We start from the raw sequence: 18,777 nt of genomic DNA, 5'->3' as shown, positions 1-18,777 counted from the left end.
GCAGGAAGACGGGGGGATGTCCATGAACACCACCACGCAAACTGTCGACACCGTCGACGCATCCGAAATCGCCAAGTTCGAGGCCATGGCCGCCGAATGGTGGGATCCGCACGGCAAGTTCAAGCCGCTGCACGAGATGAACCCGGTTCGGCTGGACTACATCACGACGCAGATCGCCGCCGAGTTCGGGCGCGACCTGACGGCGGACAAGCCGTTCGAGGGGCTGCGCCTTCTGGATATCGGCTGTGGCGGCGGGTTGCTGTCGGAACCGATGGCGCGTCTGGGCGCGACGGTGATCGGCGCCGATGCGGCCGAGCGCAACATCCCCGTGGCCAAGATCCATGCCGAGCAATCGGGGCTCGAAATCGACTATCGCCACACCACCGCCGAGGCGCTGGCCGCGGCGGGCGAGCAATTCGATGTCGTGCTGAACATGGAAGTGGTCGAGCACGTGGCCGACCCCTTGGCCTACCTGACCGCCTGCCGCCAGCTGTTGAAGCCCGGCGGGCTGATGGTCTGCTCGACGCTCAACCGCAACCCCAAGAGCTTTGCCATGGCAATCGTGGGCGCGGAATATATCATGCGCTGGCTGCCCAAGGGGACGCATGAATGGTCGAAATTCATCACGCCCGATGAACTTTATGACCTGATCCGCAATGCCGGCCTCGACCCGGTGGATCGCAAGGGGTTCGTCTTCAACCCGATCGCCTGGAGCTGGTCGATCTCGGACCGGGACCTGTCGGTGAACTACGTCACCGCCTCGATCAAACCGGCCTAGCCCTCGTCGCTTTCAAGTCGCAGGCGCAGTTCCCGGATCACGGGAAGCGTCTGCCGCACGCGGTCCGACCCGATTTCGCGTACCGTCTCGGCAAGGATCGGGGCGATGGCGGCGATGGCCGCATCGCGGGCGCGTTTACCCGAGGGGCTGATCGAGATCATCTTGCGCCGCGCATCGTCCCAATCGGGGCGCACGTGGATATGCCCCGCCCATTCCAGGCGGTTCAGCGTGTTGGTCATCGCGCCGCGCGTGACGTGGAAAACCCGGGCCAGTTGGGCGGGGGACTTCTCTTCGCTCGACCGGGCAAGATGGTTCAGCACCGAGAAATGGCTTAGCTCCATGCCCTTGGGCAAGGCACGGGACAGCCGGTTGCGCGCCAGCTGGTCCGCCATGAACATCTCGCTGAAAAGGGCAACCGAAAGCGGGTCGTCGGAACCGGTCATTCCGGGATTAGAACGGTTTGAGGGGCGTTGGCGCAAGGGGGCGCGTGGTCGCGCCAGCCCGTCATGAGCCGTTCAGCAGGGGGGCAAGCTTGCCGTCCCGATCCAGCGCCGCCATGTCGTCATAGCCGCCGACATGGGTGTCGCCGATGAAGATCTGCGGCACCGTGTGTCGGCCATTGGCGCGTTGCAGCATCTCTTGGCGTTTCGACGGGTCCTGCATGACGTCGTACTCGACAAAGCTTTGGCCCTTGCTCTGCAAAAGCCGTTTCGCCGCGTGGCAAAAGCCGCAAAACGGCGAGGTATACATCTCGATGGTCGGCATTGGCCGGGACTTTCCTGCTGTACTGGTGTTGACCCAACCTAAGTGTCCATCCCGACGCGGGCCAGAGCGATCACGCGAATTTCTGTGGCGCCCGCGCCTCGGCAGGCTTCGGTCGCCGCGGCGAATGTCGCGCCCGAGGTCATGACGTCATCGACAAGGACCACCGGGCGACCAGCCAGGATCGCACCGTATTTCGGCTGCGGTCGGATCGCATCGGACAGGTTGCGAAACCGCGCATCTCGGTCGCGCCCGTCCTGGCTGGGCGTGGCGCGTGCCCGGACAAGGGCCTGCGGCGTAACCTCGGCCCCCGTCACCCGTCCCATCGCCTGCGCCAGAAGCGCGGACTGGTTGAACCGTCGTTGCGCAAGACGCCGCCAATGCAACGGGACGGGCACCAGAACGGGGGCGCCCGCCAACAGGTCGGCCCCGGCCCGCGCAAGCCAGGGCCCGGCAGCCCGCGCCACCTCGGCCCGGTCGCCATGCTTGAGGCCAAGCACCAGTTTTCGCCCGACCCCGTCATAGGCCATGACCGCCCGCCCTGCGGCCCAAGGCCTCGCGATCCGGTGGCATTCGTCGCAGACCAGCCTCTCGCCCTCGGCGCTTTGGCCGGGCAAGCCGGTGCCGCAAAGGTCACAGGCCGCACCGAGAATGAAGGGCGTTTCGGCCCAGCACGACCCGCAAATCGCGAAATCGCTGTCCACCCGCGCGCCGCAATTCAGGCATTCCGGCGGAAAAACCGCATGCAGCAACGTTTGCAATCTCACCTTCGCCCCCTAAGTTGCGATGGGTCAGTGAACAGGACCCAGACTTGATGACCCCGACCGCCCCACAGCCTCGTCTCGTGGATGCCGCTGCCCTTGCGCGGCACCGCGCCCGTGCGCGGCTGGATCGGGCCGGGTTCCTGCATGACGAGGCCCGGTTCGAGCTTCAGGAAAGGCTGATCGACGTTAACAGAAGGTTTACGTCGCCCGCGATCGTGACGCCTTTCCCGCAAATCTGGGCCGATTTACTGCCGAATGCCCGCGTGGTCGCGGATACCGAGACGCTCGATCTTGTTGCGGGCGCGCATGACCTCGTGGTGCATGCCATGGGGCTGCACTGGGCCGATGACCCGGTTGGCCAGATCGTGCAATGCCGTCGCGCCCTGCGCCCTGATGGCCTGTTCCTCGCCACGTGTTTCGGCGGAGAGACCCTTGCGGAACTGCGCCAAACGCTCGCCGAGGCGGAGATCGCCACGATGGGCGGCCTGTCGCCGCGCGTGGCACCGATGGCCGAGATCCGCGACATGGGGTCGCTGCTGCAGCGCGCGGGCCTCGCCCTGCCGGTTGCGGACCGCGTGAAAAAGACCGTGACCTACCCTGACGCGTTCGCCCTGATGCGCGACCTGCGCGACATGGGCGAGACCAACGCGCTTGCCGATCGGCACCGTCGCACGATGCCGAAAGGCCTGTTTGCGCACATGGCTGCGCTTTATGTCGAACGGTTCGCGACACCCGATGGGCGGATCACCGCGACCTTCGATCTCGCCTTTCTGACCGGTTGGGCCCCGCATGACAGCCAACAGAAACCCCTGCGCCCCGGCGCCGCGCAATCACGGTTGGCGGACGCGCTGAACACCGCCGAATTTGACGAAGCGGCCATTCCGGCCCTAGACGGACCAGATGACTGAGGCTTGCCACAGATGAACATGATGAAGCAGATGCCCGACTTGAAAACGCCTTCCGACCACGCGCCTTCCGATCACCCCAAGGTGACTTTCGGCAAGGTGGGGATTCTGCTGGCCAATCTCGGCACGCCCGACAACTACGATTACTGGTCGATGCGCCGCTATCTGAACGAGTTCCTCTCGGACAAGCGCGTTATCGATTACAGCCCGTGGGTCTGGCAGCCGCTTCTGCAACTCATCATCCTGACCAAGCGGCCGTTCAGCTCGGGCGCGGCCTACAAGTCGATCTGGAACGAGGACAAGGGCGAAAGCCCCCTCATGACGATCACCAAGGATCAGACCGCCAAGATGAAGGCCCTGATGGAGGCGCGTTACGGCAACCAGGTCGTCGTCGATTTCTGCATGCGCTACGGCAACCCCTCGACCAAGTCCAAGGTCGATGAACTGGTTGCCCAGGGCTGCACCAAGATCCTGTTCTTCCCGCTCTATCCGCAATACGCGGGCGCGACCTCGGCCACGGCGTGTGACGAGTTCTTCCGCGCGCTTCAGAACATCAAGTGGCAGCCCATCGCCCGCACGGTCGAGCCGTATTTCGAGAACCCCCTCTATATAGAAGCCCTCGCGCAATCCATCGAACGGGCTTATGGCGCGTTGGAGAAGCGGCCCGATATCCTCGTCTGCTCTTACCACGGGGTGCCGCGCCGCTACCTGATGGAGGGCGACCCGTACCACTGCCAGTGCCAGAAAACGACGCGCCTGCTGAAGGAACGCCTTGGCTGGGACGATACCGAGATCACCACGACCTTCCAGTCGCGCTTTGGCCCCGAGGAATGGTTGAAGCCCTACACCGTGGAAGAGGTCGCGCGCCTTGCCGAGGAAGACGGCAAGAAGAACATCGCCGTCTGCGCACCCGCCTTTTCGGCGGACTGCATCGAAACGCTCGAAGAGATCAACGAAGAGATCAAGGAAAGCTTCGAAGAGGCCGGCGGCGAAGAGTTCACCTACATCCCGTGCCTCAACGACGACGACGCACATATGAAGGCGCTGGCCGCCGTGGTCGAAGAAAACCTGAAAGGGTGGCTGGACTGATCAGGCGGCCTTGACGGCAGAAACAGGGCGGCCGGTATACAGCTGGTCGCCGACCTTGACCTGAACGAAGCCGTTGTTCAGGCGTTTCACGAATATCCCCTGGATCGTGACGCAACTTCCAAGCGCAATCGTAGCAAACACAGCGTTGTCCCCCCGTTTGTGTTCCCTGAGGTTACTCGGCAAAATTCAAAAAGCACTGCTAAATTGTTCGCAAGCGCGCAACAAACGCTAAAATTTCGGGCAATCGGCGAAATTTCGCGAAATTCCGCTCAGAGCCAGTCGCGCAAAAGCGGGATCAGGGGGATGTCGGCAGCCGGCATCGGGTAGTCCCGCAACTCATTCGCCCGCGCCCAGGCCAGTGTCTGCCCCTCCTGCGCACGCGGTATACCGGTCCACTTGCGGCAGGCGAACAGCGGCATGAGCAGGTGAAAATCGTCGTAGCTGTGGCTGGCGAAGGTCAGCGGCGCAAGGCAGCTGTCCCAGGTCTCGATGCCCAGTTCCTCGTGCAATTCGCGCACCAGCGCCGCCTCGGGCGTTTCACCGGGTTCGACCTTGCCGCCTGGGAACTCCCACAGACCCGCCATCGACTTGCCCTCGGGCCGCTGCGCCAGAAGCACGCGGTTGTCACGGTCGATCAGGGCGACGGCAGAGACGAGGATGGTCTTCACGACCGGTAATCCGCGTTGATCTCGATGTAGCGATTGGTCAGGTCGCAGGTCCAGACGGTCGCTTCGCCGCGCCCAAGGCCCAGATCGACCGAGATGACCAGTTCCTGCCCGGTCATGTAGCTCGCGCCATCCTCTTCCCGGTAGCTTTCGGCAACCCAGCCGTTTTCCGCGACCAGGATATCGCCGAAGCGGATCGACAGAAGGTCGCGGTCGGCCACGGCCCCCGATTTGCCGACGGCCATCACGATGCGGCCCCAGTTCGGGTCCTCACCGGCCACGGCAGTTTTCACCAGGGGCGAATTCGCGATGGACCGCGCCACCTTGTCGGCGTCCCGCGCGGTCTTGGCACCGGTCACCCGCACTTCGACCAGTTTCGTCGCCCCCTCGCCATCGCGCACGATCTGAAGGGCGAGGTCTTTCATCACCTCTTCGATCGCGGCGGCCAGGATCTTGCCCTCGGCGCTACGCCCCGAAGACAGCGGCACGTTGCCGGCCTTGCCCGTGGCGGCCAGCAGCACCGTGTCCGAGGTCGAGGTGTCGCTATCCACCGTAATCGCGTTGAAGCTGCGCTTGGTCGCGGCGCTCAGGATGGCTTGCAGCCCATCCTGCGTGACGGCGGCATCGGTAAAGATGTAGCCCAGCATCGTCGCCATATCCGGCGCGATCATGCCCGAGCCCTTGGCGAAGCCCATCACCTTCACCGCAACGCCGCCGATCTCGACCTCGGCCATCGCTCCCTTGGGGAAGGTGTCGGTGGTCATGATCGCACGCGCCGCATCCTCGGCGGCATCCGGCGACAGACGCTCCACCAGCCCTGGCAAAGCGTCGGTGATCTTTTCGGCGGGCAGCGGCTCACCAATGACGCCGGTGGACGAGGTGAACACATGCCCGACCGGCACCTTCAGCGCCGAGGCGGCGGCTTGTGCGATCACGGCCACATCGCTGGCCCCGCGCTGCCCGGTAAAGGTATTGGCATTGCCGGAATTCACCACGATGGCGAAGCCGCCCTTGGGCGTATCGCCCAACATCTCGAGCTTGTCCTGGCAATCGAGGACGGCCGCAGACCGCGTGGCGGACCGGGTAAAGACCCCGGCCAACGTGCTGCCCGGTGCGATCTCGGCCAGCATCACGTCGGTACGATTCTTGTAGCGGACCCCGGCCTGCGCAGTGGCAAAGCGCACACCGTCGATCACGGGCAGGTCCGGGAAACGGTCGGGCGCGAGCGGGGAGACAAGGGGTTTGGGCTTGGCCGCGACCTCGGCCACTTCGGCCTTGGTCTCTTTCGCGGCTTTCTTCTTGGACTTGTCCTTGGCCTTCTTGCCGGACGTGTCCTTGGATTTGCCCTTGGCCTTCTCGTCGCCCTTTGCCATCGCGCCCGTCCGTGAATGGGTTACTCGGAGATCAAGTCAGTATCCGCGATCACCGCCGGGTCAACCTCGATCTCGGGGCGTTCGATCTCGGCCGCGTCCATCAGTTCGGCAACGCGGGCATCGACACGGGCGCGGCGCATGCCTTCCAGCAGCTCGCCCCGCACCTCTTCCAGCGCCGGCGGCTCCTGCTCGCGGGTGTCGGTCAGCAGGACGACATGCCAGCCGAATTGCGTCTCGACCGGGGGCGACACCTCGTTGACCTCCAGCGCAAGAACGGCGGTCTCGAACTCGGGCACCATCATCCCTTCGGTGAACCAGCCCAGCGCACCGCCGTTCGGACCCGACGGGCCGATCGAATGCTCGGCGGCGAGTTCGGCGAAATCCGCACCCTCGGCCAATTCGTCGATCAGGGCCTGCGCGGCTTCTTCGCTTTCCACGAGGATGTGGCTGGCGTTGTATTCGGTCACCGGCTCGGCCTGTGCGAATTGCTCGTCATAGGCGGCCTGGATCTCTTCGTCGGTGATCTCGGCCATGGCGACCTCGTCAAGGAACATCGACGCCAGGATCGCGCGGCGTTCATTGGCCAGGCTCAGTTCCATCGCGGCGGTCATGTTGTCGTCGGCGACATCGGCCAGCACCTGCTGCTGCACCAGCTGTTCCAGCATGCCGTCGAACAGAACCTCGGCCGGAAGCTGCTGGTATTGCTCGGGCAGCATCGAGCGCATGGCGATCAGGTGACCGACCGTAATGTCAGAGCCGTTCACCGTGGCCAGAACGGTATCCGCGGTCACCTCGTCCTGGGCAAAGGCGGGCAGGGCAAGAAGGGCCGACAGCGCGGCACCGGCAAAAAGCGATTTCATGAAAGACTTCCCTTGGCTGGACGGCCGGGGTGAATGGCCCCTTTGGCCGCGTTGACACTCATGTGGCCGCCCCTTATGTCCCTTGCGGGTTTCGCATCGGGGCCTTGGCCGTCTTGCCGCCGTTGATAGACCGCCGCGATGGGTCGAACAACCCGGATGCCCCACACGATGATTTGAGATGATCCGGGCCGCGCGAGCCCCGCGCGCCCGCAGGAAAAAGGCGTTGCGCATGCTCGGTTTCGGTACGATCGCGAAAAAGGTTTTCGGCACACCGAATGACCGCAAGGTCAAGGCAGTCCGCCCCCTCGTCGCCCGCATCAACGAGCTTGAGCCAGAATTCGAGAAACTCACCGATACCGAGATCGTCGCCAAGACCGCCGAGTTGCGCACCCGCGCCGCGAATGGCGAAAGCCTTGACGATCTGCTGCCCGAAGCCTTCGCCAACTGCCGCGAGGGGGCCCGCCGCGCGCTTGGCCTGCGCGCCTTCGACGTGCAGTTGATCGGCGGCATCTTCCTGCACCAGGGCAACATCGCCGAGATGAAGACCGGTGAAGGCAAGACGCTGGTCGCGACCTTCCCGGCCTATCTGAACGCCTTGACCGGCAAGGGCGTGCATATCGTCACCGTCAACGACTACCTCGCCAAGCGCGACTCGGAATGGATGGGCAAGGTCTTTACCGCGCTCGGCATGACCACCGGCGTCGTCTACCCGCGCCAGCCCGACGACGAAAAGCGCGCCGCCTACCGCGCCGACATCACCTATGCCACCAACAACGAGCTTGGCTTCGACTACCTGCGCGACAACATGCGCGGCAGCCTCGAAGAAATGGCGCAGCGCGGACACAACTTCGCCGTCGTGGACGAGGTCGACTCGATCCTGATCGACGAGGCGCGGACGCCCCTGATCATCTCGGGTCCGTCGCAGGATCGCTCGGACCTCTATGTCGCGATCGACAAGATCATCCCCGACATCCGGGAAGAGCACTACACGCTGGACGAAAAGCAGCGCAACGCGACCTTCACCGACGAAGGCAACGAATTCCTCGAAGACAAGCTGCACGAGGTTGGCCTGCTGCCCGAGGGGCAGAGCCTGTACGATCCCGAATCGACCACCATCGTGCACCACGTCACCAACGCGCTGCGCGCCCACAAGCTGTTCCTGAAGGACCAACAATACATCGTGCGCGGCGGCGAGGTCGTGCTGGTCGACGAATTCACCGGACGCATGATGCCGGGCCGCCGCCTGTCGGATGGCCTGCACCAGGCCATCGAGGCCAAGGAAGGCTGCAAGATCCAGCCCGAGAACGTGACGATGGCCAGCGTCACCTTCCAGAACTACTTCCGCCTCTACAACAAGCTGGCGGGCATGACCGGCACCGCCGCGACCGAGGCCGAGGAATTCATGTCGATCTACGGCCTTGGCGTGGTCGAGATCCCCACGAACAAGCCCATCGCCCGGATCGACGAGGATGACGCGGTCTACCGCACCGCCAAGGAAAAATACGAGGCCATCGTCGAGGCGATCCGCGACGCCCATGGCCGCGGTCAGCCGGTTCTGGTTGGCACCACGTCGATCGAGAAGTCGGAAATGCTCAGCCAGATGCTGACCAAGGCGAACCTGCCCCATAACGTGCTCAACGCCCGCCAGCACGAGCAGGAGGCGCAGATCGTCGCCGATGCCGGCAAGCTGGGCGCGATCACCATCGCCACCAACATGGCGGGCCGCGGGACCGACATCAAACTTGGCGGCAATGTCGACTTCAAGATCATGGAGGCGCTCGAGGCCGACCCCGACGCCCACCCCGACGAGGTGCGCACCCGGATCGAGGCCGAGCATGCCACCGAAGAGCAAAAGGTGAAGGACGCGGGCGGCCTTTACGTCCTCGCCACGGAACGCCACGAAAGCCGCCGCATCGACAACCAGTTGCGCGGTCGGTCCGGCCGTCAGGGCGACCCGGGCAAATCCTCGTTCTTCCTGTCGCTGGAAGACGATCTGATGCGCATCTTCGGCTCGGAACGGCTGGACAAGATGCTGACCACCCTGGGCCTGCAAGAGGGCGAGGCGATCGTGCACCCCTGGGTGAACAAGTCGCTGGAACGCGCGCAGGCCAAGGTCGAGGGCCGCAACTTCGACATCCGCAAGCAGCTGCTCAAGTTCGACGACGTGATGAACGACCAGCGCAAGGTCATCTTCGGCCAGCGCTACGAGATCATGGGCGCCGAGGACATCGCCGAGATCGCCCGTGACATGCGCCACCAGGTGATCGAAGACATGGTCGACACCCACATGCCGCCCCGCTCCTACGCCGACCAATGGGAAGCCGAGGAGATGCAGCAGGCCGCCAAGGACACGCTCGGCATCGACGTTCCGGTGACGGACTGGGCCGCCGAGGATGGCGTCGATCAGGAAGTCATCCGCGAGCGTCTGGAAAAGGCCGCCGACGAATACATGGCCTCCAAGGCCGCGCAGTTCGGCCCCGAGCAGATGCGCAACATCGAGAAACAGGTTCTGCTGCAGACCATCGACCAGAAATGGCGCGATCACCTGCTGACGCTGGAACACCTGCGCTCGGTCGTGGGCTTCCGCGGTTACGCCCAGCGCGACCCGCTGAACGAATACAAGACCGAGGCGTTCCAGCTTTTCGAAATCATGCTCGACGGTCTGCGCGCCGACGTGACCCAGAAACTGTCGCGCATCCAGCCGCTGACCCCGGAACAGCAGGAACAACTGATCCGCCAGCTTCAGGCGCAGCAGAAACAGCAGCAGGAACAGGCTGAACAGGCTGGCGCCGCCGCGTCCGAGGCCGCGTCCGGAGCGCCCACCACCGGCGACCGCGCGCCCTTGGTCGAAGGGTTCGACGAGAACGACCCCGCGACCTGGGGCAACCCCGGCCGGAACGACGCCTGCCCCTGCGGGTCGGGCAAGAAGTTCAAGCATTGCCACGGGCGTCTGGCCTGAGTCTGCTTTCGTCGGGGGCCGTGTGCCGCGTCCGGTCCCCACACAAGGAGGGGCGATAGGTGATTTCGCATCCCCACAAGACGATCTTCGTTCACATTCCGAAATGCGGCGGGCAAAGCATCGAATCCTGTTTTCTCGAGGATCTGGGCCTCGACTGGGAGAGTCGCGCGCCGCTCTTGTTGCGCCCGAACAAGAACCCGCGAAACGGGCCACCACGCCTCGCCCATCTCTGTGCGCGCGAGTACATCCAATACTGGTATGCGACGCCCGAAATGTTCGCGAGCTACTACACATTTGCCCTGTTGCGCGATCCCGTGGACCGCGCCTTGTCCATCTACAACTACCTCGCCCCGAAAAGGTACGGACGCCGGATCTCCTTCGACCGATTCCTTGGAACATGGTTGCCCGAGCAGCTTGGCAAGGCGGGCCGCGCCGAGACGCGCGGGCGCAAGTTCTACTTCGTGCGTCCACAGGTCGATTTCGTCCTCGATGCGAACGGAGAGGTCATGGTCCAGGATCTGATCCTGCTGGATCGCCTGGCCGACCACTACCCCCGGATCGCTGCAAAGGCCGGGCTGCGGTCGCCCCTCGGGCACCAAAACAAATCGACGAAAACCGTGACGCGCAAGGATCTGACCCCGGCCCATCACGACGCGATCCGGGAAATGTACGCGGCGGATTTCGACTTGATCGCCCGGCAGGTGCAGCAGGATCCCACGCCCGATCACGGCTGACGCACGGCGGAAAAACGCGGGGCCTCGTGTCCGATATCCGCAAAACCGCCCCGATTGTTTCCTGATTTCTGCCCATTTCCGGGGTGATCCTCCTCGCCAATCGAAGCGAGCGAAAGGTCACGTCATGCCCAGTTCCCTTATCATTCGCGTTTCCGCGGTGGCCCTCGGCCTTGCCGGCGGCGGCGTTTATGCGGCATCGCAAGGCCTGCTCCCGATGCCTTCCGGCGGTGCCGACGCTTCTCAACCCGTCGCATCGACTGCCGGTGATCTCTTGCCGCCTGCATCCGCCGCGCCGGTAACAGCCGCCGCTGCAGCCACGGACGGCCCCCTTCCCTTGGCCCTTGCCGTCGCGATGGCCCCCGCAATGTCCGAGCCGCAGGTGGACCCCGTTGTCGAGGTCGCCCTGACCGAAGAGGCCGCGGCCCCCGATCTGCGGGACCTCGCCGCGATGGGCGACGGTCCCACGCCCGATGCCGCGCCAGCGCGAATCCCGGACGCGGCCGCCGTAACGTCCGAGGACCCGCAACTGTCTCCGCTTGGCCTGCCCTGCGGCTTGACCGTCGACGCAACGGCACAGCCCGCCGCGATGGTGGCGCTCGATATCCTGTCGCCCTGCCAGCCCGACACCACGGTCACGGTCGAACACTCCGGCCTGACGATCACCGCGCGCACGGATGCCCTGGGCCTTCTGACGCTGGACATCCCGGCCTTCGAGACGCCCGCCTTCTTCACCGTGCGCATGGGCGATGGGACCGAAGACTCGTTGCTTGTGCCGCTGGCCGACCTGCGCGCGTATGACCGCATCGGCGTGTCCTGGGCAGGCCATGCCGCGCTCAGCCTGCACGCGATGGAATTCGGCGCGCGCTTCGGCGAAGAAGGGCATGTCTGGGCCGAAACGCCCCGCACACCTGCCGCCGCGCTTGACGGCACCGGTGGCTTCCTGACGCAACTGGGCGACCCCACGATGGACGATCCGATGCTTGCGCAGGTCTATACGCTGCCGCGCGACACGCTGTCCGAGGGCGACTCCGTCCGCCTGTCTCTGGATGCCGAGATCACAGCGGCCAATTGCGGCGACCCCGCCGAGGCCCGCACCCTGCGCGCCGAGGCCGCGGGCCGGGTCGAGGTGACGCCGCTGACTTTCACCCATCCCGGTTGCGACGCGGTGGGCGACTTTCTTGTGTTGCAAAATCTGCTGGGGGACGTGAGACTCGCCTCCAATTGAGGCCCTGCGCAGTTTCACAGATCCATGATCCGGTATGTCGGGGCGGCAGTCATCGCCGCCCTTTTCCTGTTGTCCCATCCCTCGCCGGCGATCGCGCAGGATGTCGAACTGCGCTCGCTCGATGGATCGGTCACGCTGGAAGGCAACCTGATCTCCTATGACGGCGCCTATTACCGGATCGAAACAGAATTCGGCCCGATGACCGTGTCGGCGCAGGGCGTGGCCTGTGCCGGTCCCGGCTGTCCCGACCTGACGACCTTTGTCGCCGAGGCGCGCATCGCGGGCGCAGCCACAGTGGCCGAGGGGCTGATGCCCGAGTTGCTGCAAGGGTTTGCCGAAGCGCAAGGCATGGCGCTGCGCCAGACCGAGGGCGCGGACGGCACGCAGATCTTTACCCTGTCGCGGAGAGACGGCAGCCCCGCCGCACGCTTTCACCTCACCCCCGGCACCACCGACGCAGGGTTTCTGGCGCTTCTGAATGGCGAGACGGATATCGCGCTGGCCCTGCGCGAACCCAACGCCGCCGAGCGCCGCGCGGCCGAGGCCGCCGCCCCGGATGACCCGGCGCTTGAGCGGCGCGTGCGCGTTCTGGCGTTGGACGCGCTGGTGCCCGTCGTATCGCCCGAGAACCCGGTGGACGCGATCTCGCTGCCGGACCTCGCCCGCCTTTTCGGCGGGGAGGTCACGAACTGGTCCGAACTTGGGGGCCCGGACGCACCGGTTGCCCTGCATCTTCTGTCGCCGGGGCTGGGCCTGGCGCAGGGCTTCGCCGATCGCGTTCTTGTCGCATCCGACTCTGGCCTGTCCGAAGAGGTCACGCGCCATGACAGCGGCGCGGCCTTGGCGGCCGCCGTGGCGAATGACCCCTATGCCGTGGGCATCATGCCCCGATCTTCGCGCGGCCTGGCGCGATCCCTGCCGCTGAGGGGGGCTTGCGGGTTCTCGCAACTGGCGACGCCCGACGCCGTGAAGGCCGAGGATTACCCCCTGACCGCGCCGGTTTACCTGTACCTTGCGCCGCGCCGCCTGCCGCAACTGGTGCGCCAGTTCCTCGATTTCACCCGCTCCGAGACCGCCGAGCGGATGGTCCAATCCGCCGGCTACGTGAACCAGAGCCTCACGCGCACTCCGCTGGCGTGGCAGGGTGCGCGGCTGGCCAATGCGATTGCCGGGGCGGGCGAGGACGTGACACTCGCCGATCTGCAAACCCTCGTCGCGCGGCTGGACGGGGCCGAGCGCCTGTCGCCCACGTTCCGCTTCGGGGACGGCACGGCCGAGCTGGACACCCAATCGCGCGCCTCGGTCCTGCGGCTGGCCGCCGCGATCGAGCGCGGGGCCTTTGACGGGCGGCGCCTGATCTTCGTAGGTTTCTCGGACAGTGCGGGCGCGGCAGCCGTCAACCGCCGTTTGTCGCTCAGGCGTGCCGAAACGGTCCGCGAGGCGGTGATCGCCGCTGCCGAGGCCGTTGACCCGGATCGGGTCGAGATGATCGTCGAAGCCTTTGGAGAGGCGATGCCGATGGCCTGCGACGACACCGATTGGGGCCGCGCGGTGAACCGGCGTGTCGAGGTCTGGCTGGAATAGCGCCTGCGGGGCGTTTTGGCCGGGTTGGGTGAGATGCTCGCAATGGGCCGCGCCCTGCCGCATCACAGATACCCTTCTGCCCGAAAGCTGAGTTCGCGCGCCTTGCCGATCACAAGGTGGTCATGGATCACGAGGCCCAACACCTCGGCCGCGTCCCGGATGGCATAGGTCATGTCGATATCGGCCTGGCTGGGCGTCGGATCGCCCGAGGGGTGGTTGTGCACGAGGATCAGCGCCGAGGCGTTCAGTTCCAGCGCACGCTTGACCACCTCGCGCGGGTAGACGGGGACATGATCGACCGTGCCGTCGGCCTGCGCCTCGTCCGCGATCAGCACGTTCTTGCGGTCGAGGTAAAGCACGCGGAACTGTTCGAGGTCGCGATGCGCCATCGCGGTCTGGCAGTATTCCAGCAGCGCGTCCCACGAGGACAGGATGGGCTTTTTCAGCACCTTGGCGCGGGCCATGCGGTGCCCCACGGCTTGCATCAGCTTCAACTCGAACACGACGCGGTCGCCGACGCCCACGACCTCTTTCAACCGGGCCTCGGGCGCGGCGAGAACGTGGTTGATATCGCCGAACCGCTTCAGCAGCGCCTTGGCGAGCGGTTTCGTATCCCCGCGCGGAATGGCGCGATAAAGGATCATCTCCAGCAATTCGTAATCAGGCACGGCATCTGCCCCGCCCTCGGTAAACCGCTGGCGCAGGCGGTCGCGATGCTTGTGACGGTGAAGCTCCGCCCCTCTGGACGGGCCGCCCGCCGGCGCGCGCGCGGTCGGGGCCGGGTTCGACACGACGGGCCCAGCCGTCACGAAACGCGAAGAGACTTCGTCAAAGGAAAAGCTCGGCTGAGTCGGCATGACATTTGACATGCCGACACTGTGCCATGCTCTGGTTAATATCCGGTTACCGGATCAGGCGCAGGTGGGATGAAATTTATTCGCGGGCGAGAGGGTGAAGATCTCGTATCCCGTCGCCGTCACGCCGATGGAATGTTCGAACTGGGCCGACAGGCTCTTGTCGCGGGTCACCGCCGTCCAGTCATCGGCCAGCACCTTGGTCTCGGGGCGGCCAAGGTTCACCATCGGCTCGATGGTGAAGAACATGCCCTCTTCCAGAACCGGGCCGGTGCCGGGGCGGCCATAATGCAGCACGTTGGGCGGCGCGTGGAACACCTGCCCCAGCCCGTGACCGCAGAAATCGCGCACGACCGACATGCGGTGGCCTTCGACGAAGGTCTGGATGGCATGGCCAATATCGCCGAAGGTGTTGCCGGGCTTGACCGCTTCGATCCCCTTGAACAGCGCGTCATGGGTCACCTGCACGAGGCGTTCAGCCTTACGCCCCAGCGTGCCCGCCACATACATGCGCGAGGTGTCCCCGAACCAGCCATCGACGATCACCGTGACGTCGATATTCAGGATATCGCCATCCTTGAGCACCTTGGTACCCGGAATGCCGTGGCAAACCACGTGGTTCACGCTGATGCAGGAGGCGTGCTTGTACCCGCGATAGCCGATGGTGGCCGATTTTGCCCCGGCCTCGTCCACCATACGCTCGATTTCCGCGTCGAGCGCGGCGGTAGTCACACCCGGTTCGACCATGGGCGCGATCCGGTCAAGGATATCCGCCGCCAGCCGCCCGGCCTTGTGCATGCCCGCGAAATCGGCGGGCTCGTGTATGCGAATGCCGTCCTTGGTCAGACGGCCCTTGAAATCGTCCAAGACAAGCCTCCTGTGCTTGTGCGGAATTTATGCCTTTCGGCGCCGGTTTTCCAGCCGGGGCGGGCCGGACAGGTCAGCGCAGCGCTTGCGGCCCCTCGTCGATCGGCAGCGGCCCGGCCAGAGACACGCCATGGCGGTCGATCCGCGTGGCGTGGCAGAGCATTTCCACCCCGGCATCGCGCGCCGCGTCGAAACCCGCCGCATAGGCCGGGTCGAGATCGGCGGCAAGGCGAAACCGGGCGCAATCGGTGCGCTGGATGACGTAAAGCATGACGGCGCGGCCCCCGGCCTGCGCAATGCGCGACAGCTCACCCAGGTGCTTGGTGCCGCGCGCGGTGACGCAGTCGGGGAACTCGGCCCAGTCGCCGTCGCGGCGCAGGTGCACGTTCTTGACCTCGACATAGGCGTCGGGGCGACCGGGGGCGCTCAGCAGGAAATCGATGCGGCTTCTCTCGCCGTATTTCTGTTCGGGGCGGATGGTTTCGTAGCCCGTCAGCGCCGGGATGCGCCCCTCGGCCAGCGCCTCGCCCACGATGCGGTTGGGCAGACCTGCGTCGATGCCCGCAAGGTGCCCGCCGTCCAGTTCAACCAGCCGCCAGCCGTAGTTCAGCTTTTTCTTCTGGTCGTCATTCGGTTCGACCCAGATGCGGCTATCCGGGGCGTTCAGACCCATCATCGAGCCGGGATTGGGGCAATGGGCCGTCGCCTGGGTCCCGTCCTCCAGCACGATATCGGCGAGGAAGCGTTTGTAGCGACGGATCAGCCGCGCGGGCACGAGAGGGGTTTGAAAGCGCATGGGCCCGCCCCTATACCGATTGGGACGTTTTCCTCAAGCGTGGAGCCTGCCCATGACATCCCCTACCGCCGCGATGCTCGTGATCGGGGACGAGATCCTGTCGGGGCGCACCCGCGACGCGAACATGTATCACCTCGCCCGGGCGCTGACCGATCACGGCATCCCGCTCTGCGAGGCGCGGGTGATCGCGGACGATCACGCGACCATCGTGACCACGGTGAAGGAATTGGCGGGCCGTTACGATCACCTGTTCACCACGGGTGGGATCGGGCCGACGCATGACGACATCACCGCCGAGGCCGTGGCCGAAGCGATGGGTGCCCCGATCGGCATCCGCGACGACGCGCGCGCGATCCTTCAGGCGCATTACGACGCCCGCGGGCAGGAATTGAACGAGGCCCGTTTGCGCATGGCGCGCATCCCCGACGGCGCGACCCTGATCGACAACCCGATTTCCGCAGCGCCGGGGTTCACCCTCGGGAATGTGCACGTGATGGCGGGCGTCCCGTCGATCTTCGAGGCGATGCTGGCGGGGGTGTTGCCCACGTTGACGGGTGGTGCGCCGGTCCTGTCGCAAAGCCTGATGGTGCGGCAGGGCGAGGGCGATATCGCGGCAAGGCTGGGCAAGCTGGCCGAGGATCACCCCGAGGTCTCGATCGGGTCCTACCCGTTCATCCGCGACGGGGTGCACGGGTCGAATATCGTCGTGCGCAGCCAGGACGGGCAGGCGGTGGATGCCGTGATGCAGGAGCTTTCCGCCCTGTTCGGAGAGACGCGGTGAGCGTGGCCCTGCCGCCCGAGCGGCTGGCGCGCGTCATCGCCCGGACATGGCCGCCCGAGCGGGTCGAGACCGTGGGGCCGTTCACGGTCGCGCATGGCGGCGGGGGCGGTAACCGCGTGTCCGCCGCGCGCTTGGTGGACGCGACCTCGGACGGATCGGAGGTGACGCCCGCGCAGATCGCCGCCGTCGCGGACGCGCAGCGCGCCATCGGTCAGGACGCGCTGTTCATGGTGCCGGGGAACCAGACCGGCCTTGATGCCGTGCTGGAGGCCGAAGGCTACGCCAACCGCGACGAGACCGTCGCCCTTGCCATCGCCGCGGGCGAGATGGCCGCGCCGCCGCCGCGCGTCACCTGTTTCGACATCTGGCCGCCCCTCGCCGTGCAGGAGGAGATCTGGGCCGAGGGGGGCATCGGCCCGTCGCGTCTGGCCGTGATGCACCGGGCCGAGGGCGCCAAGACCAGCCTTTTCGGGCGCATCGGCGACCGGCCCGCGGGCACGGCCTTTGTGGCCATCTCGGACGGGGTCGCCATGCTGCACGCGCTGGAGGTTCTGCCCCGCGCGCGGCGGCAGGGGCTGGCCGGACACATGATGCGGGCGGCGGCGCATTGGGCCGCCGAGCAGGGCGCGGAGACCTTCGCCGTTCTTGTCACGCGCAAGAATTCGCCGGCCCTGGGGCTTTACGCTTCCTTGGGGATGAATCCTGTGGGACAGTACCACTATCGAGTGAAAAACGGCGAGACAGCCTGAAAATGACCACCCTCGGCCGCAGAAAACGCGGCCTCTGCGCCCCCCTGAGCCTGATGTGCGCCGCGGTGTTTTGCGCCGGGGCTGCGTCTGCGCTCGACCTCGATCTGCCGCCGGGGGCGGAGCTGGTGGCGACCGACCCGGCCGCGCCGGGGGATCACGCCATTGCCACGGGGCCTTTCGCGGACGGGCAGGTGCCCACGGATCTGGCCCAGGGTGTCGTCCAGGGCTTCACCTGGCATGTACCGAATGCCGCCACCGATAGCAGCGCGCAACTGGCCACTGCCCTGGCTGAACAGCTTGAGGCGCAGGGCTACCGCATCACCTTTGCCTGCGCGGACCGGGCCTGCGGCGGTTTCGATTTCCGCAATGCGATCTCGGTCGGCGAGGCCCCCACGATGCACGTGGATTTGGGCGATTTCCGCTATATCGCCGCGGATCGCGATGGCGAAGATGGGGGGCGCGACCGCGTGGCGGTGGTGGTCTCGCGTGGCGGGCAAACGGCCTACCTGCACCTGACCCTTGTCACCCCGGCCGACCAGACCGCCGCGCCGGTTACAGGCTCCAGCCGCGCGCCGGAGGCGAGCATCCCCACGGCGCCGATGGTAGGGGATATGGGGCTGATCGACCGCCTGCTGATTCACGGCTCGGCCCCGCTGGACGACCTGAGTTTCCAGACCGGGGCGTCGGAATTGTCGGGGGCGGATTATGCCTCGCTTGCCGAGCTGGCCCGGTTTCTGGCCAGCGACCCGGCACGGCAGATCGTCCTTGTCGGGCACACGGATGCGCAAGGGTCGCTTGAAGGCAACATCGCGCTGAGCGAGGCGCGGGCCGAGGCCGTGCGCGGCCACCTGATCGACCGCCTTGGCGTGTCGCCCGAACAGGTCAGCGCCGCGGGGATCGGCTTTCTCGCGCCGCGCGCCGCCAATGACACGGACGAAGGCCGCGAAGCGAACCGGCGGGTTGAGGTCGTGCTGACGACCCCGGGCTAAGGCGATTTCTTGCACATCAGAAAAAATCCCCCCGGGATGGATC

At 65.7% G+C, this 18,777-nt stretch carries 19 protein-coding genes; 10 read left to right on the top strand and 9 right to left on the bottom strand.

Annotation, left to right across the window (positions count from 1 at the left end; genetic code table 11):
- Positions 1 to 22: 22 nt before the first annotated feature.
- Positions 23 to 778, top strand: coding sequence for a bifunctional 2-polyprenyl-6-hydroxyphenol methylase/3-demethylubiquinol 3-O-methyltransferase UbiG (gene ubiG, locus ABD923_RS13065; RefSeq protein WP_259548402.1), 756 nt, complete (start codon positions 23 to 25; stop codon positions 776 to 778).
- Here ubiG and ABD923_RS13060 read toward each other — a convergent pair.
- The 3 genes from ABD923_RS13060 to ABD923_RS13050 form a co-directional block, all read right to left on the bottom strand.
- Positions 775 to 1,221 carry a MarR family winged helix-turn-helix transcriptional regulator gene (locus ABD923_RS13060; protein ID WP_259548408.1) on the bottom strand — a complete coding sequence of 149 codons (447 nt, stop codon included), beginning with the start codon at positions 1,219 to 1,221 and terminating at the stop codon, positions 775 to 777. The genes ubiG and ABD923_RS13060 overlap by 4 nt on opposite strands.
- 61 nt (positions 1,222 to 1,282) lie before the next feature.
- Positions 1,283 to 1,543, bottom strand: coding sequence for a glutaredoxin 3 (gene grxC / locus ABD923_RS13055; RefSeq protein ID WP_259548415.1), 261 nt, complete (start codon positions 1,541 to 1,543; stop codon positions 1,283 to 1,285).
- 38 nt (positions 1,544 to 1,581) lie between these two features.
- Positions 1,582 to 2,307, bottom strand: coding sequence for a ComF family protein (locus tag ABD923_RS13050; RefSeq protein WP_259548417.1), 726 nt, complete (start codon positions 2,305 to 2,307; stop codon positions 1,582 to 1,584).
- A gap of 47 nt (positions 2,308 to 2,354) precedes the next feature.
- Here ABD923_RS13050 and ABD923_RS13045 point away from each other — a divergent pair, with 47 nt between their 5' ends.
- Positions 2,355 to 3,212 (top strand): methyltransferase domain-containing protein, encoded by an 858-nt coding sequence (locus ABD923_RS13045; RefSeq protein ID WP_259548419.1) that lies wholly within the window; start codon positions 2,355 to 2,357, stop codon positions 3,210 to 3,212.
- A 30-nt stretch (positions 3,213 to 3,242) separates the two neighbouring features.
- Positions 3,243 to 4,298, top strand: a complete 1,056-nt coding sequence (hemH, locus tag ABD923_RS13040) for a ferrochelatase (RefSeq protein WP_259548420.1) — start codon at positions 3,243 to 3,245, stop codon at positions 4,296 to 4,298.
- Positions 4,299 to 4,567: 269 nt separating this feature from the next.
- On the opposite strand, the gene mutT is transcribed toward hemH, so the two are convergent.
- Genes mutT through ABD923_RS13025 form a run of 3 tightly spaced genes read right to left on the bottom strand, consistent with a single transcriptional unit; the run spans position 4,568 to position 7,196 of the window.
- Positions 4,568 to 4,966 (bottom strand): 8-oxo-dGTP diphosphatase MutT, encoded by a 399-nt coding sequence (gene mutT / locus ABD923_RS13035; RefSeq protein WP_259548422.1) that lies wholly within the window; start codon positions 4,964 to 4,966, stop codon positions 4,568 to 4,570.
- On the bottom strand, positions 4,963 to 6,336 hold the full coding sequence (gene argJ, locus ABD923_RS13030; RefSeq protein WP_259548424.1) for a bifunctional glutamate N-acetyltransferase/amino-acid acetyltransferase ArgJ: 1,374 nt from the start codon (positions 6,334 to 6,336) through the stop codon (positions 4,963 to 4,965). Before argJ ends, mutT begins: the two co-directional genes overlap by 4 nt.
- A gap of 20 nt (positions 6,337 to 6,356) precedes the next feature.
- Positions 6,357 to 7,196, bottom strand: a complete 840-nt coding sequence (locus tag ABD923_RS13025; protein ID WP_259548425.1) for a peptidylprolyl isomerase — start codon at positions 7,194 to 7,196, stop codon at positions 6,357 to 6,359.
- A gap of 229 nt (positions 7,197 to 7,425) precedes the next feature.
- Here ABD923_RS13025 and secA point away from each other — a divergent pair, with 229 nt between their 5' ends.
- The 4 genes from secA (at position 7,426) to ABD923_RS13005 (ending at position 13,698) form a co-directional block, all read left to right on the top strand.
- Positions 7,426 to 10,155 (top strand): preprotein translocase subunit SecA, encoded by a 2,730-nt coding sequence (gene secA / locus ABD923_RS13020; RefSeq protein WP_259548426.1) that lies wholly within the window; start codon positions 7,426 to 7,428, stop codon positions 10,153 to 10,155.
- Between the two features lie 59 nt (positions 10,156 to 10,214).
- Positions 10,215 to 10,889: a sulfotransferase family 2 domain-containing protein gene (locus ABD923_RS13015; protein ID WP_259548427.1), complete on the top strand. Its 675-nt coding sequence runs from the start codon at positions 10,215 to 10,217 to the stop codon at positions 10,887 to 10,889.
- A 124-nt stretch (positions 10,890 to 11,013) separates the two neighbouring features.
- Positions 11,014 to 12,114 carry a hypothetical protein gene (locus ABD923_RS13010; protein WP_345229502.1) on the top strand — a complete coding sequence of 367 codons (1,101 nt, stop codon included), beginning with the start codon at positions 11,014 to 11,016 and terminating at the stop codon, positions 12,112 to 12,114.
- A gap of 24 nt (positions 12,115 to 12,138) precedes the next feature.
- The gene (locus ABD923_RS13005) at positions 12,139 to 13,698 is read left to right on the top strand and encodes a phosphate ABC transporter substrate-binding/OmpA family protein (protein ID WP_259548431.1); all 1,560 of its coding nucleotides are present in this window, start codon (positions 12,139 to 12,141) and stop codon (positions 13,696 to 13,698) included.
- A 62-nt stretch (positions 13,699 to 13,760) separates the two neighbouring features.
- Here the strand turns inward: ABD923_RS13005 and radC are convergent, their stop codons facing one another.
- The 3 genes from radC to sfsA form a co-directional block, all read right to left on the bottom strand.
- Positions 13,761 to 14,555, bottom strand: coding sequence for a RadC family protein (radC, locus tag ABD923_RS13000; protein ID WP_405048294.1), 795 nt, complete (start codon positions 14,553 to 14,555; stop codon positions 13,761 to 13,763).
- Positions 14,556 to 14,609: 54 nt separating this feature from the next.
- Positions 14,610 to 15,419, bottom strand: a complete 810-nt coding sequence (map, locus tag ABD923_RS12995) for a type I methionyl aminopeptidase (protein WP_259548434.1) — start codon at positions 15,417 to 15,419, stop codon at positions 14,610 to 14,612.
- Between the two features lie 73 nt (positions 15,420 to 15,492).
- On the bottom strand, positions 15,493 to 16,215 hold the full coding sequence (gene sfsA / locus ABD923_RS12990; RefSeq protein ID WP_259548435.1) for a DNA/RNA nuclease SfsA: 723 nt from the start codon (positions 16,213 to 16,215) through the stop codon (positions 15,493 to 15,495).
- A gap of 52 nt (positions 16,216 to 16,267) precedes the next feature.
- Here sfsA and ABD923_RS12985 point away from each other — a divergent pair, with 52 nt between their 5' ends.
- From ABD923_RS12985 to ABD923_RS12975, 3 genes are read left to right on the top strand one after another with little or no spacing between them, the layout of a single operon-like run.
- Positions 16,268 to 16,996 carry a competence/damage-inducible protein A gene (locus ABD923_RS12985; protein ID WP_259548436.1) on the top strand — a complete coding sequence of 243 codons (729 nt, stop codon included), beginning with the start codon at positions 16,268 to 16,270 and terminating at the stop codon, positions 16,994 to 16,996.
- Positions 16,993 to 17,745, top strand: coding sequence for a GNAT family N-acetyltransferase (locus tag ABD923_RS12980; RefSeq protein ID WP_259548437.1), 753 nt, complete (start codon positions 16,993 to 16,995; stop codon positions 17,743 to 17,745). The genes ABD923_RS12985 and ABD923_RS12980 overlap by 4 nt, the downstream gene beginning before the upstream one ends.
- A gap of 2 nt (positions 17,746 to 17,747) precedes the next feature.
- Positions 17,748 to 18,734 (top strand): OmpA family protein, encoded by a 987-nt coding sequence (locus tag ABD923_RS12975; RefSeq protein WP_259548439.1) that lies wholly within the window; start codon positions 17,748 to 17,750, stop codon positions 18,732 to 18,734.
- Positions 18,735 to 18,777 lie beyond the last annotated feature (43 nt).

The organism is [Roseibacterium] beibuensis (genome assembly GCF_039542305.1).
In the GTDB taxonomy this organism is placed as follows: domain Bacteria; phylum Pseudomonadota; class Alphaproteobacteria; order Rhodobacterales; family Rhodobacteraceae; genus Roseibacterium; species Roseibacterium beibuensis.
This window is presented reverse-complemented; position numbering and strand designations above follow the sequence as displayed.